At 53.9% G+C, this 14,016-nt stretch carries 14 protein-coding genes; 4 read left to right on the top strand and 10 right to left on the bottom strand.

Annotation, left to right across the window (positions count from 1 at the left end):
* Nucleotides 1-105: 105 nt before the first annotated feature.
* The 5 genes from EV680_RS08085 to dnaQ form a co-directional block, all read right to left on the bottom strand.
* Nucleotides 106-690 carry a thermonuclease family protein gene (locus tag EV680_RS08085; RefSeq protein ID WP_132954243.1) on the bottom strand — a complete coding sequence of 195 codons (585 nt, stop codon included), beginning with the start codon at nt 688-690 and terminating at the stop codon, nt 106-108.
* A gap of 189 nt (nt 691-879) precedes the next feature.
* Nucleotides 880-1,545: a ribose-5-phosphate isomerase RpiA gene (rpiA, locus tag EV680_RS08080; RefSeq protein ID WP_132954242.1), complete on the bottom strand. Its 666-nt coding sequence runs from the start codon at nt 1,543-1,545 to the stop codon at nt 880-882.
* Between the two features lie 117 nt (nt 1,546-1,662).
* Nucleotides 1,663-2,142 (bottom strand): 2-C-methyl-D-erythritol 2,4-cyclodiphosphate synthase, encoded by a 480-nt coding sequence (gene ispF / locus EV680_RS08075; RefSeq protein WP_132954241.1) that lies wholly within the window; start codon nt 2,140-2,142, stop codon nt 1,663-1,665.
* A 280-nt stretch (nt 2,143-2,422) separates the two neighbouring features.
* On the bottom strand, nt 2,423-3,121 hold the full coding sequence (gene ispD / locus EV680_RS08070; RefSeq protein WP_132954240.1) for a 2-C-methyl-D-erythritol 4-phosphate cytidylyltransferase: 699 nt from the start codon (nt 3,119-3,121) through the stop codon (nt 2,423-2,425).
* Nucleotides 3,118-3,843 (bottom strand): DNA polymerase III subunit epsilon, encoded by a 726-nt coding sequence (gene dnaQ, locus EV680_RS08065; protein ID WP_132954239.1) that lies wholly within the window; start codon nt 3,841-3,843, stop codon nt 3,118-3,120. Before dnaQ ends, ispD begins: the two co-directional genes overlap by 4 nt.
* A gap of 446 nt (nt 3,844-4,289) precedes the next feature.
* Here dnaQ and EV680_RS08060 point away from each other — a divergent pair, with 446 nt between their 5' ends.
* The 3 genes from EV680_RS08060 to gap all read left to right on the top strand — a co-directional run bounded on the left by EV680_RS08060 (nt 4,290) and on the right by gap (nt 7,327).
* Nucleotides 4,290-4,766, top strand: coding sequence for an NGO0322 family iron-responsive protein (locus EV680_RS08060; RefSeq protein WP_132954238.1), 477 nt, complete (start codon nt 4,290-4,292; stop codon nt 4,764-4,766).
* A 201-nt stretch (nt 4,767-4,967) separates the two neighbouring features.
* Nucleotides 4,968-5,654 (top strand): pseudouridine synthase, encoded by a 687-nt coding sequence (locus tag EV680_RS08055; protein ID WP_132954237.1) that lies wholly within the window; start codon nt 4,968-4,970, stop codon nt 5,652-5,654.
* A gap of 641 nt (nt 5,655-6,295) precedes the next feature.
* Nucleotides 6,296-7,327, top strand: coding sequence for a type I glyceraldehyde-3-phosphate dehydrogenase (gene gap, locus EV680_RS08050; RefSeq protein ID WP_132954236.1), 1,032 nt, complete (start codon nt 6,296-6,298; stop codon nt 7,325-7,327).
* Nucleotides 7,328-7,576: 249 nt separating this feature from the next.
* Here gap and EV680_RS08045 read toward each other — a convergent pair whose 3' ends face one another.
* From EV680_RS08045 to EV680_RS08030, 4 genes are all read right to left on the bottom strand, one after another.
* Nucleotides 7,577-8,209: an NAD(P)H-binding protein gene (locus EV680_RS08045; protein WP_132954235.1), complete on the bottom strand. Its 633-nt coding sequence runs from the start codon at nt 8,207-8,209 to the stop codon at nt 7,577-7,579.
* 204 nt (nt 8,210-8,413) lie between these two features.
* Nucleotides 8,414-9,061, bottom strand: coding sequence for an HAD family hydrolase (locus EV680_RS08040; RefSeq protein WP_132954234.1), 648 nt, complete (start codon nt 9,059-9,061; stop codon nt 8,414-8,416).
* Nucleotides 9,062-9,234: 173 nt separating this feature from the next.
* Nucleotides 9,235-10,200: a cation diffusion facilitator family transporter gene (locus EV680_RS08035; RefSeq protein WP_132954233.1), complete on the bottom strand. Its 966-nt coding sequence runs from the start codon at nt 10,198-10,200 to the stop codon at nt 9,235-9,237.
* Nucleotides 10,201-10,496: 296 nt separating this feature from the next.
* Nucleotides 10,497-11,357 carry a ferritin-like domain-containing protein gene (locus EV680_RS08030; RefSeq protein WP_132954232.1) on the bottom strand — a complete coding sequence of 287 codons (861 nt, stop codon included), beginning with the start codon at nt 11,355-11,357 and terminating at the stop codon, nt 10,497-10,499.
* A gap of 295 nt (nt 11,358-11,652) precedes the next feature.
* Here EV680_RS08030 and lolA point away from each other — a divergent pair, with 295 nt between their 5' ends.
* Entirely contained in the window at nt 11,653-12,273 is a 621-nt protein-coding gene (gene lolA / locus EV680_RS08025; RefSeq protein ID WP_132954231.1) for an outer membrane lipoprotein periplasmic chaperone LolA, read from the top strand.
* 108 nt (nt 12,274-12,381) lie between these two features.
* On the opposite strand, the gene EV680_RS08020 is transcribed toward lolA, so the two are convergent.
* Nucleotides 12,382-14,007, bottom strand: a complete 1,626-nt coding sequence (locus EV680_RS08020) for an ABC transporter substrate-binding protein (RefSeq protein ID WP_132954230.1) — start codon at nt 14,005-14,007, stop codon at nt 12,382-12,384.
* Nucleotides 14,008-14,016: the final 9 nt, after the last annotated feature.

Genomic DNA, 14,016 nt, shown 5'->3' with positions numbered 1-14,016 from the left:
ACAATAGGGTTTGTGTTGAAATATGAAGCGGATTTTACCCGCAAAATCCGGCCGGCGCGATAAACGGCTTTTATCTCGGCACAAAGTTTTCAGACGGCCAGCGGCTCATTGCACCTGCTCAGCGCTTTGCGCTTTGCGGTAGGCCCACGGCGCTTGCGGGCTTTGGGCGCGCCACAGGCCAAAGCGGCTGCTGCGTGCACCGGCTTCGGCGCGGCTGTAGGCGGCGAAATCGGCTTTATCCTGCCGCCGCTTGGCAATCGACACATAATGCCAAGCATGCCCCTCTTCGATTTGCGCCAGATTGATGTCGCGCCCGTGCAGGCGGATTTGCGCCACTTCACGCCCGTATTGGTCGGTGTCCAACACCGCAACCTCCACCTGCTGCCCGTCTATCAGGCGGCGCAAGGCATCGCGGGCGGCCATGCCGTGCGCCTGCTGCAACTCGGGCGCATCGATATAGGCCAGGCGGATTTTATGCCGCTGCCCGTGGCGGTCGGTGGCGCGCACGCTGTCGCCATCGTGCACAGCGGTAACGCGCGCCTGAAAGTGCGCGGCGCTTGGCGCGGGCGCAGCGGTTTCCGCTTGCCGCAGCCATTGCGCGCCCTGCTGCAACCAAGCGCTGCTCTCGGCATAACCCAAATGGGCGGCAAAGGCCGCTACGGCGGCTAAAAGTGCCAGTAAATATTTCATCAACACAATGCGTTTAATACCAATTCAAAAAAGTAAGCTAACAAGGCGGCGAGCCGCAGACAGTACAACGAGTACGGCAAGGCGAGACAACGAAGTTAGGTTATTTTTTTGGATTGGTATAAATTTATTTTTTCAACAAACAAGGCCGCCTGAAAGCCTTTTCAGACGGCCTTGCCGACAAACGGAACATTAATTCGGGTAAATCACTTCCACGCCGCTCTGCTTGGCCAACACCAACACATCGGCGGCATTGTGGGCGAACAAACCGTTTTCCACCACGCCGGGAATTTTATTGATGGCATCTTCAGAAGTGATCGGGCGCGACAAATCCATATCGTGCACATCCACAATCTGATGGCCGTTAAACGTGATAAAGCCCACGCGCAATTCAGGCTGGCCGCCCATGGCCACGAGCTTGCGCGACACCATCGAGCGCGCCATCGGAATCACTTCCACCGGCAGCGGAAATTTGCCCAAGCGCGACACATATTTGCTCTCATCGGCGATGCACACGAAAGTATCCGACACATTGGCCACGATTTTCTCATTCAAATGCGCGCCGCCGCCGCCTTTGATCATTTGCAGCGAATGGTTCACTTCATCAGCACCATCCACATACACCGCCAAGCGCGACACTTCGTTGAGCTGCACTTCGGGAATGCCCACTTGGGCCAGCAATTCCGAAGTGGCTTTAGAGGTAGACACCGCGCCTTTGATGTGCTTACCGCTCACGGCCAAGGCTTTGATGAATTCATTCACGGTGCTGCCGGTGCCGATGCCGATGTATTCATTATCGGGCACGAATTCCACGGCTTTTTCGGCCGCCAAACGCTTTAATTGTTCTTGAGATAGCATGATGGGAAGTTCCTCTTCTTTTTCCAAAAAATAATCAACACTGCTTGCTGTTTGCACTGCCGGATATCATTTTACAGCTGTTATGCTAACACTTTTTGACATACCGCGCAGCAGTTTTCAGACGGCCTGCAACAACACCGCTGCCTGCGCTTCTATGCCTTCCTGCCGCCCCAAATAGCCGAGTTTCTCGTTGGTTTTGCCTTTAATATTCACCGATTGCAGCGGCAGCCCCAAATCAGCGGCAATATTGGCGCGCATGGCGGCAATGTGCGGCGCGAGCTTGGGCGCTTGCGCAATAATGGTGGTGTCGACATTCACCGCCTGCCAGCCCGCCGCCTGCACGCTTTGATAAGCGGCGCGCAGCAGCACGCGGCTGTCGGCATCTTTGAATTCGGCGGCGGTATCGGGAAAATGGCTGCCGATGTCGCCTAAGCCTGCCGCGCCCAAAAGCGCATCGGTAATCGCGTGCAAAAGCGCATCGGCATCGGAATGGCCGAGCAGCCCTTTTTCAAACGGAATAGTCACGCCGCCCAAAATCAGCGGCCGCCCGGCCACCAATTGGTGCACATCATAGCCTTGCCCGACACGGATATTCATGGTGTTTCCTTAATTAATTGATTGGTTTTTCAGACGGCCTTTGGTGAATTGGAGACCATCTGAAAAGCAAGTATTTGTTTAATGGTTTAATGGTTGATTCGGCATGTATGTATAGGGAATGAATGAAAACTAACACAGACCGGCGCAGAATGTGCGGTTCAACCACGCACGCAGAAGCCGATTGAAACGCGTGCGTGGCTGCGCACACCCTCTACACACGATTTGAGACTTCTTATTTTTGTATCCGTTTTTCTTTGATTTCACGATAGGCCGTCTGAAATCACACCGGCGCATGTGATTTGTCTGCCAGCAACAGCCGCACGATATATTCGTCTTGCGGCAACGTAAGCTTTAAATTGCGGCTGTCGCCCTGCACCAGCAGCGGTTGCACGCCCAACGCTTCCACCGCACTTGCTTCATCGGTGATGGCGCTCAAATCGCCCACATCAAGCGCGCGTTGCAGCAAGGCCGCCTGAAAAAGCTGCGGCGTTTGCGCCTGCCACAAGCCGGCGCGCGCCACGGTGGCGCCGATATGCTGCGCCGCGTCGGCACGTTTGAGCGTGTCGGCCACGGGCACAGCCAATATGCCGCCTTCGGCTTGGCCGCCCGCTTCTTGAATCAGGCGGCTCAGCGCTTCGGGCGGCAGGCAGCAGCGGGCGGCATCGTGCACCAAAATATTGTCGTGCGGCGCGGCCAAGCCTTGTTGCAGCAAAGCAGCCAAGCCGTTGCGCACGGTTTCGGCGCGGGTTTCGCCGCCGCATTTCAACACGCTGAGCTTATGATTTGAGGCCGTCTGAAAAAAATTGTCTTCAGGCGAGAGCACCACGGCGATATGGTCAATCTGCGCATGCGCCAAAAAAACAGCCAGCGTGTGTTGCAACACGGTTTGGCCGTTGATTTCCACATATTGTTTGGGCTTGCCCGCACCGAAGCGCGCGCCCACGCCGGCGGCGGGAATCAGCGCAATATGGCGGCTCATGCACTTTCTCCGCCAGCGTGCGCCCGCCAAGCGCAAGGGCCGCCGCCGGCTTTGTCGAGCGCATCAAGATAAGCTTCGTGCTCAGCTATTTCCGCCGCTTCGGCGCGAATCACTTTCAAAACCGCCGGGCGCGGCTGCCGGCTCACCGCCGCTTCGGCGGCCGATTCGGCAAAGCTATCGGCCAGGCTGAACTGGCCGCGCGTCATCGCCAAATACACTTCGCCCAAAAGCTCGCAGTCGATTAATGCGCCGTGATACACGCGCTTGCTGCGATCGATTTCAAAGCGGCTGCACAAGGCATCAAGGCTGACTTTTTGGCCGGGAAACATCGCGCGCGCCATCGCCAGCGTGTCGGTGATTTTGCAGCCCAAGGCTTCCACCGTGGGCAAGCCCATGCGCTCGAATTCCATGTTTAAAAAGCCCACGTCAAACTTGGCATTGTGGATAATCAATTCGGCACCGCGCAGAAAATCGGCAATTTCCCGCCCCACTTTGGCAAACACGGGCGCATTTTTTTCTTCCAGCACCTTAATGGTGAGGCCGTGCACGGCAGCGGCCTCTTCGGGCATATCGCGCTCGGGGTGCATATAAAGATGCAGATTTTGCTCGGTGAGATGGCGGTTGACCATTTCCAGGCCGGCGAATTCGACAATGCGGTCGCCGCTGCCGGGGTAGAGGCCGGTGGTTTCGGTATCGAGAATAATTTGGCGTGAGGGGCTCATGGCTGGCTTTCTTGAAGTTCAGCCGCATCATACTAAAAGCCGGGAGCAAAGTAAAAAGCAAACACTGCTCTGCCACCGATGCAGCGATGGATATTGATGAGTGGGCAAGCCGCCCGGGCTCGGCATTTCAGCAAGTTGTTTATAGCGAATATCGAATCTCAAAAGTAAGACAACAAGCGGCAAGCCGCAGACAATCTTTCATTTTCCAAGTGTTATACTTGAAATCCGATACAGAGGCCGTCTGAAAGGTTTTCAGACGGCCTCTTTAAAACAAAACTTCCCTTTACATCGACAAAATTATTTAAGTTTTTGAAAATTTATTTTGATTTAAAACATAAACTTAAAATTGTATTTTAAAATAATAACAATTATCATTTGCAAATATTGCTTATCTTGCTTATGATGCATCCAACGCTTCAACACAAACACCCGCAAAGGAGCACGACATGCCCGAAAGCATTTTCCAGCAAGTCTCTCTGGATATTTTAAGGCTGCATCAGCACACCGCCCGCTCGCTTTTGGCCGTGCCGCATGATGAAGCGGCCGAAATCCACGATGCCGTGTTTGCCATGATTGAAGGCCGTTATTATATGTTGGTGCCGCAAAGCGCGGCGCTGTGCGACAAGCGCACCGGCATTTTGCTGATTGAAACCGATGATGCGCAAGCCCGCATCAGCTGGGTGGCCAGCGCCCGCACCATCCAACATAAAAGCAATATCTACCGCCGCGCGCTCGCTGCCCTGCAACGGCGCGTGCAGCAAACCAAACAATCGCTGAATCAGGCCGCCGAAGCCTGCCTGCTCGAGCTCACGCCGCAGCAAGGCCGCCTGACCCTGCGCAACAACAGAGATTTCGCGCTTTCACCGCATGATTTGATGAAAGCTTTGTATCCGGCAAGCTATGATATGGAGAAATATGCCTGATTTTTAAACCTTTTTGGAAACCTTTTTGGTAGTGGTTTGTGTTCCTTTTGCGCCCCTCTTCGTGTGGGGCGACTTTTTTTGTGCTTCTCCATACTATAAAAAGAAACCGGTTAAAAAAGAAACCGGCTTCTTCATTTTGCCCATACCTTTTCAGACGGCCTTACATTACAATAGGCCGTCTGAAAATATTGATCTGTTTTTATGCAACTTTTAAAATATCTGCAAGCGCAAGGCATCGGCAGCCGCAAGCAATGCCTGTGGCTGATTGAAAATGATTGCGTGGCGCTCAACGGCAGCACACACAACCGCCCTAAAGAAAATATCGAGCCGGCCGACATCCGCACGCTCAAAATCGACGGCGAGCCGTTTGCCGTGGTGCCGCTGCCCTATTTCTATATTCTGCTCAACAAACCGGCCAACTACGAAACCTCGCACAAACCGCAACAATACCCGAGCGTGTTCAGCCTGTTTCCCGACCACATGCGCAACATCGACATGCAGGCGATCGGCCGGCTCGATGCCGACACCACCGGCGTGCTGCTGATCACCAACGATGGCCAATTCAACCACCGCACCACCTCGCCCAAGCATAAAGTGCCCAAACTTTACCGCGTAAGCCTCAAGCATCCGGCCGATGAAGCCTTTTGCCAAGCCTTAAAAAACGGCGTGTTGCTGCACGACGACAACGAAACCGTGCGCGCAGCCGATGCTAAGCTTGCCAACCCCACCACTTTGCTGCTCACCATCACCGAGGGCAAATACCATCAGGTCAAGCGTATGGTGGCCGCCGCCGGCAACCGTGTGGAAGCGCTGCATCGTGAAAAATTCGGCCAATGGAGCACACAAAATCTCGCCCCAGGCGAATGGACGTTTATTTTTCCAACTTAAAGATAAATAATTATCAAATAATTTTTGTTAATAATCAATAAGATAATCTAACAAATTAACGCTTTACAAATCTTAACACCCATTTGGGTGAACTATTATATAATTCACCCATCTGAGTAACACTTACTTCGCGAGAAGTGAGTAAGTGAGTAAGACGTTTTCCCCGTAATGTGTTTGGCCATCTATACTTTTCCCCTTGGTATAGATGGTTTTTTTTATCTGCTGTTTTTTGATTACCTTCGTTATCATCCTTTTATCTTGAGCGCCGCCGCCCTTGTGAGCGGGAAAACCGTTTAACTGTAATGTGTTTGGCCATCTTATCAATTTATGCGATACCTTTTCCCCTCGGCATCTGCATATTTATGCTATTTGCGTTTTAATCATATGGGTTATTGTTTACCCTGTTATATGATGGGAAGATAATTATATCTATCTCACATGATTTTGCAAGTCTCAATTGCAGATAAACGGCATTTTTTACAAATAAACGGTATGCTTTTAATATCCACACAATCATTAAGATGTAGTCGGCCGTAATTTGACCTTGACTACACAACACTACATTGCGCTATAATCCGCCCTGTCAAAAAGCGGCCGCTCGGCAGCTTTCTCCAACACAAACTCAGCAAAGGATTTCACACATGGGCATTAAGGTTGCCATCAACGGCTATGGCCGCATCGGACGCCAGATATTACGCGCGATTTACGACTATAAATTGGAAAAACAGCTCGATATCGTGGCGGTAAACGCCAGCGGCAGCCTCGAAACCAATGCCCACCTCACCAAGTTTGACACCATACACGGCCGCTTCAATGCGGATGTGAGCCACGATGAGAATCATTTAATCATTAACGGTAAAAAAATCCCCTTTTTCTCCACCCGCAATCCGGCCGAATTGCCGTGGGCGCTTTTGGGTGTGGATTTGGTGATGGAATGCACCGGCGCATTCACCAGCAAGGCCGCGGCCAATGTACATCTCGAATCAGGCGCGAAAAAAGTGCTGATTTCTGCGCCCGGCGGTGCCGATGTGGATGCCACCGTGGTATATGGTGTCAACCACAACGTTATCACCGATGACATGACCGTGATTTCCAACGCTTCTTGCACCACCAACAGCCTGGCGCCCATCGCCAAAGCCCTCAACGACGCCATCGGCATCAATAAAGGCCTGATGACCACCATCCACTCGCTCACCAACGATCAAACCGTTACCGATGTGCGCCATAAAGATTTGCGCCGCGCCCGCAGCGGTGTGGACAATATGATTCCCACCAAAACCGGCGCAGCCAAAGCCGTGGGCTTGGTGCTGCCCGAGCTCAACGGCAAACTCGACGGCTTGGCCATCCGCGTGCCCACCACTAATGTGTCGCTGGTGGATTTGAGCTTCGAAGCCGGCCGCAAAACCAGCGTGGCCGAAGTGAATGCGGTGCTCAAAGCTGCTTCCGAGGGCGAAATGAAAGGCGTGCTCGGCTTCAACGTGCTGCCGTTGGTGTCTATGGATTTCAACCACACCACCGAAGCGAGCAATTTCGACAGCACCCTCACCAAGGTTACTTGCGGCAATATGGTGAAAGTGTTTTCCTGGTATGACAACGAATGGGGCTTCAGCTGCCAAATGCTCAACACCGCTCGCGCGATGTTCGGCTTGGAAGTCACGCCGTTTAAAGCGTAAGGTTCAGAATTAAAGGAAAGGCCGTCTGAAAGATTTTCAGACGGCCTTTCCTTTATTGCACCGATATAGTGAAATGCAAGAAAAAGTAACACGAAACTGTATGCTGCAACGGCGTAGCTTGGGTTGCCAAACCCAAGGTTTCATACGGCCTGTGAGCTTGTTGGGTTTTCAACCCAACCTACCCGCTGAAACGTTTCAGACGGCCTTTTCTTTATGATTATCAATTTCGATATTTCAACGCCCTGCCCATTAAAATTCCTGCAAAATTGTAAACGCCGGTGCCTCGGCCGAGCCGAATGTTTTGGCTGCCGCCACCATGCGCGCGGCCACTTCCTGCACGCTCATCGGGCGCTGCTTTTGCAAAAGGCCGAAGCGGTTGAAAAACTGCAAGGCGCGCACGCCCCAAATTTCGCCCGCGCGCGCATCGGGGCGGATTAAGGTGTTGGGGCGGATAATCAAAGTGTGGGCAAACGCGAGCGCGCGCACTTTGTCTTCCAATTCGCCTTTGATGCGGGTGTAGAAAAAACGCGATTGCGCCGAAGCCAGAGCAGACGACACCAGCACAAAGCCGGCCACTTCATTGTGCCGTGCGCTACGGGCAAAATCATATTGGTAATCCACATCCACGCGGTATTGCGCCGCTTTGCTGCCGGCATCTTTCAGCGTGGTGCCCAGGCAGGAAAAGGCCACATCGCCGCGCACTTTATCGGCCCATGCCTGCGGCTGATTGAAATCCACGCATTCCATTTGCAGCTTGGCGTGGGTTTGTACCAAAGGTTTGCGCCCAAACACCACCACTTCGTGAACATCATTATCTTCCAACAATAGGCGCAACACTTCCCTGCCCACTGCGCCGCTGGCGCCTATCATCAATGCTTTCATGTTTTGCCTGCCTTTCATCATTAGAAACAGAAAATCCGTTTCGATTGAAAACCGATTGGATATCAAGCCCGAAAACAGAGCCGGCCTAAAAAACAGCAAACCGCAGGCCAGAAATACATACCACAAAACAAAGCAAGACTTTAGCTTGTTTTCAAATTGGATATAAAGCCTTTTCAGACGGCCTTTGCCCTTTTAACCCATCGCTTACAAGCAAGCCAGCAAATCCAGCGGCTGGCGGATGCGCAAATCAAAAGGCCAAGCTTCGGTGCGATCGGCGGCGGCGATATAGCCCCAATCGGCCAACACCGTTTTCATACCCGCATTGCGCCCGGCCTGCATATCGCGCTCGGCATCGCCCACATACACGCATTGCCCGGCCGCCACGCCGATTTGTTCACAAGCATAAAACATCGGCTCGGTGGCGGGCTTGGCCCGGCTGCACGTGTCGCCGCTCACCACCACCGCAGGCGCGCTGGCAAAGCCGAGCTTGGGCACGAGGCGGTGGGTGAAGGTGTGCGGTTTGTTGGTGATGATGCCCCAAACAATGCCGCGCGCATCCAGCGCCGCAATTAATTCATTGATGCCGGCAAAAAGCACGGTGTCGCAATCGAAGCAGCGCTCGTATTCGGCCAGATAATCTTGGCGCCATTGCGCAAATTCGGGGTGGCTTTTTTCGATACCCGCGCCCAGCTGCAACAGCCCGGCAGCGCCGTGGCTGGCCACAGGGCGGATTTCGGCCATGCTTTTTTCGGGCAGGCCGCGCCGGCGCAGCAAGGTGTTGAGCGCGCCGCCCAAATCGAGCGCGGTGTCGGCCAGCGTGCCATCGAGATCAAACAATACGGCTTGGGTCATAAAGGTTTTCCTGTTGAGAAATAAGCAAGCGGCATGCAGCCTATTTTTTGAATTTGCTTTCAGACGGCATCAAATTCATCATAAAGGCCGTCTGAAAAAGGCCGTCTGAAACGATTTCAAACGGCTTTTATTCTAACAGAATCATGCAAATCTTTCAGACGGCCTGCCGCTTTTCAATGCCCGTGCGCATGTTTATGTTCATGCTCATGCGTCGCACCTTCCAGGCAGCACAGCAATTCATCGCCGTGGCCGTGCGCACGGCTTTCGGTTTGAATGGTGACATGGCTGATTTGGTGGTGCTGCAACACATGCCCGGCCTCAGCCACGATTTTTTCTGCCTCGGCAACGCTCAGGCTGCCCTCTACCACAATATGGCACGATAAAGCATGCAGGCCGCTGGTGATGGTCCAGATATGCATGTCGTGCACCGATTCCACGCCCGCCACTTTTTGCAGCGCCGCCACGATTTCATCGCAATCCACCTCTTCCGGCGCGCCTTCCATCAAAATATGCACCGCCGTTTTCAACACGCCCCAGCCACTTCTGGCAATCAAAAGCGCCACCGCCACGCTCGCCAGTGGGTCGGCCCAGCGCCAGCCAAACGCCATCATCAGCAAAGCCGCGGCAATCGCGCCCACCGAGCCCAGCAAATCGCCCAACACATGCAGATAAGCGCCGCGCATATTCACATTGCCCTCGGTGTCGCCGCCGCGGTGCATATACCAAGCCACAAAAATATTCACCGCCAAGCCGATGCTGCTCACCACCAACATGCCCAGCGTGGCGATTTCGGGCGGCCGGATAAAGCGGCCGGCGGCTTCATAGATAATCCACACCGCAATCAGCAGCAGCGTTAAGCCGTTGAGCGCAGCGGCCAGAATTTCAAAGCGCTTGTAGCCAAACGTTTTGCTGCGGCTGCCTGCGCGCTCGCCGATGTGGAAAGCCGCCAGCGACAAGGCCAGCGCCGCCGCATCGGAAAACATATGGCCGGCATCGGAAAGCAGCGCCAGGCTGTTGGTGAGCAGGCCGCCGATGATTTCCACCACCATATAAGTGGCGATAATCACAAACGAAATGCGCAACACTTTTTTGTTGCCGCTGTGGCTGTGGTTGTGATGATTATGATGTTCGTGTGACATAAAAACCTCGATAATGCAGCATATGCCCGCCCGGCGGTTTGCTGCTTTGTGTTGCTTTATTATTCAATTGCACTGTATTTCAATCAGAATGGTTTGCCATCATCCAAAGGCCGTCTGAAAAATGAGTGAATAATATTTCAGACGGCCTCAAGTTTGAATCATGCCCAAGCTAAAAAACAACCTAAAGCCTTATTCCGCTTTGCCGTGTGCACTGCGTGGCCTGAGGCGCGCTGCCTGTTTATCTGTGTTTTAGGCTTGAGTGAAACAGCGCCGCATCTTGAGCGGGCAACCCGATTTCACCTGCCCAAAGCCTGCCGCCAATTGCGCTCTTGCGGCTGCGCTTTGCGGCTTTGTTCGAAATTCTCCAGCATCGCCAATTCAAAGCGGCTGAAGCCCGCCCGCTCGCGCGCTTCGATATTCACATGGCCGCGGAAAATAAACAAATCATAGCGGCTGATCAGCGCGCGAAACAGCGCCACCGGCTCCAAGCCGCGCTCGGCACACAAATAGCCATACCAATCATTGCCGGTTTGCACATGCCCTATTTCATCGCGGTAAATAATATCCAACACGTCGCAAGTGGCCGCATCGCCGCGCTGCGCCACTTTGGCGCGTATGGCGGGGGTAACGTCCAGCCCGCGCGCTTCGAGCACACGCGGCACCAGTGCCATGCGCAAAAGCGGGTCGAACGCAGTTTTGTAGGCCATGTCCCACAAATGATTGTGCGCCTCGAAATCGCCGTAATCAAAGCCGTGCGCATTCAAGCGGCCGCGCATCAGCGAAAAATGATAAGCCTCTTCTTTGGCCACGCGCAACCAATCGGCGGTAAACGCGGGCGGCAGCGTCCGAAAGCGGTAAGCCGCATCGAGCGCCAGATTAATGGCGTTGAATTCGATATGGCAAATAGCGTGCAACATCGCCGCATAACCCTCTGGCGTGCTCATTTTGCGCTTTTGCACTTGATCCGGTGCCACCAAATCGGGCTTTTGCGGCCGGCCGGCCCAGCGGAAATCCTGCGCGGCGGCAGCCTGCCTGCGCCGTAGCCCGCCCGCCTGCCAGCCATCGAAAGCAGCTTGGGTGAGCGCGCATTTCTGCTGCGGGTTTTGCGCCATCAGCGCGGCATACAATAAAGTGTCGAGGCAATTCGAATCGGTCATGGCAGCGCCCAAATCACGGCAAAAGCGTTATTTTAGCGCTAATTGATCGGCTTTACATTTATTTGCTGCTTGGCATGGCGGCGGGAAAAGCTTAAATAAACGTTAAAAGTGTGCTGTAAAGGCGGGTAAAATACCCGTGCACTCAAACATCTGCCGCCCATCACCGCGCTTAACAAAAATCGGCCGGCGAACCAAACCATAGAAAAAGCCGCCCTACCACCAAGCCGCAAGGCTGGTAAAATCCGCACAAGCCTGCATAATGGCGGGCAAAACCATCAAGCCCAAAGGAGTGTTCATGTTACACCGAAAATTCATCCGCAGCACCGCCGCATTGGCCTTGGCCGGCAGCATCAGCCTGGCTCAGGCCGGCGCCATTGATGCGCTGAAAAAATTCAACGCCGACACCGACGGCCTCAGCGGCAGCTTCAGCCAAACGGTAAAAAGCAAAAAGAAAAGCCAAACCACCCACGGCTCGTTTCAGATTTTGCGCCCGGGGCTGTTTAAATGGGAATACAGCCGCCCCTATAAGCAAACCATCGTGGGCGACGGCAAAACCATCTGGCTTTACGATGTGGATTTGGCGCAAGTAACCAAATCATCGCAAGACCAAACCATAGGCGACAGCCCGGCCGCGATTTTATCCAACAAAACCGCGCTCGACAGCAGCTACACGCTGAAAGAAGACGGCTCGGCCGGCGGCATTGATTATGTGCTCGCCTCGCCCAAGCGCAATAATGCGGGCTATCAATATATCCGCATCGGCTTCAAAGGCGACGCGCTGGCCGCCATGCAGCTCAAAGACAGCTTCGGCAACGAAACCAGCATCAGCTTCAGCAATTTAAACACCAAGCCTAATTTATCGCGCAGCGTGTTTCAATTTACGCCGCCCAAAGGCGTGGATGTGTTGAGCAATTAATATCCATTCAAAAAAGTAAGCTTATTTTTTTTTGAATAGATATAAGATTTGCCGTCAAGCATCAACAAGGCCGTCTGAAAAAAGTTTCAGACGGCCTTTTTTACGCAATCACTGAATAAACAAGCGTTTGCTCGGCAATTCGTTTAACACATCTTCCGTCGAATAGCCGCCGATGCGCGGTTTGACCAAGCGCGAATTCACAAAGCCATACACGGGAATCACGGCAGTATCGCGCTCGATAATGCCCTCGGCCTGCTGATAAAGGCGGCTGCGGCCGGCTTCGTCGACATTGCCTTGCAGGGTTTGGTTAAGCACGGCATCGTATTCGGCGTTTTGATAAAACGCGCGGTTGCTGCTGTTGTTGCTGCGCAAGGTGTTGAGAAAGGTGGAAGGCTCGTTATAGTCGCCGCACCATGAAGCGCGTGCAAGCTGATAATTGCCGCTGCGGCGGTTGTCGAGATAGGTTTTCCATTCTTGGTTTTCCAGCTGCACATTCACAAAACCCAGCGCCTGCTTCCACATCGCGGCAGCGGCCACGGCGATTTTTTTGTGCTGCTCAGAGGTATTGTATAAAAAGGTGAACGTGAGCGGTTTGCCTTCGCCATAGCCGGCTTCAGCCAAGAGCTTTTTGGCCGCCTCCACGCGCTCGGGATAAGCGAGCTTGCGCCATTCGGGCTCATAAGGCACAAAGCCTGCGGTGCCGGTGCGGGTGAGGTTATAGGCGGCTTCTTCGCCGCGGCCGAGCACTTTTTCGGCAATAATGTCGCGATCAAGCGCCAGCGACAGGGCTTTGCGCACACGCGCATCGGTAAACGGTGCTTTTTGATTGTTGATTTCAAAGTAATACGTGCACAAATATGGGCTGCGTTTGAGCGCATCGCCGTGGCTCGCTTTGAGCTTGGCATACATTTCGGGCGGCAGCGCATCGGTGATGTCTACCTCGCCGGCTTCATAGCGCGCCACATCGTCGGTTTGCGAGCCGATGGGCAGAAACACCACGCGCTCGATGGCCACATTGCCGGCATCGCGGTATTGCGGGTTTTTCACCAACTCGATGCGCTCGTTAACCACCCATTTATTGATAATGTAAGCGCCGTTGCCGACAAAGTTTTCCGGCTGCGTCCATTTCACGCCGAATTTTTCCACCGTGCCGCGGTGCACGGGCTTGGTGGCGGCGTGGTAAAGCATTTGCGGAAAATAAGGCACCGGCGCGCTGAGCGTTATCTCGAGCGTGTGCGGATCTGTCGCTTTCACGCCCAACGTGTCGGGCGCTTGTTTGCCGGCCAAAATTTCATCGATATGGGCGATTTTCGCCGCTTGCAGATAAGAGGCATAAGGCGAAGCGGTGGCCGGATTCACCAACCTGCGCCAGCTATACACAAAGTCTTCAGCCACCACCGGCTCGCCGTTGCTCCATTTGGCATCTTGGCGCAGCTTGAACACCCACACGCGGTTATCTTTGCTCGCCCACGATTCGGCCACGGCAGGCACGATTTTGCCCTGCGCATCGGTTTCCACCAGCCCTTCAAACAAATCGCGCACCACATTGATTTCGGGCACGCCGGTGATTTGGTGCGGGTCGAGCGATTGCGGCTCGGTTACATTATTGCGGGTGAGCACGCTGGCTTGCGCCGCGCTGCCGCCCGCTTTTTCTGCGGCTTTTTCACCGCCGCAGCCGGATAGCGCCAACACGGCCGCCAGCGCCACGGCCGACAAGGGAAAAGTGCATTTCATCTATTCATC

Source organism: Uruburuella suis (assembly GCF_004341385.1).
Lineage (GTDB): Bacteria > Pseudomonadota > Gammaproteobacteria > Burkholderiales > Neisseriaceae > Neisseria > Neisseria suis.
Note: the sequence above shows the minus strand (reverse complement) of the source record. Positions and strands in the feature narration are given on the sequence as shown.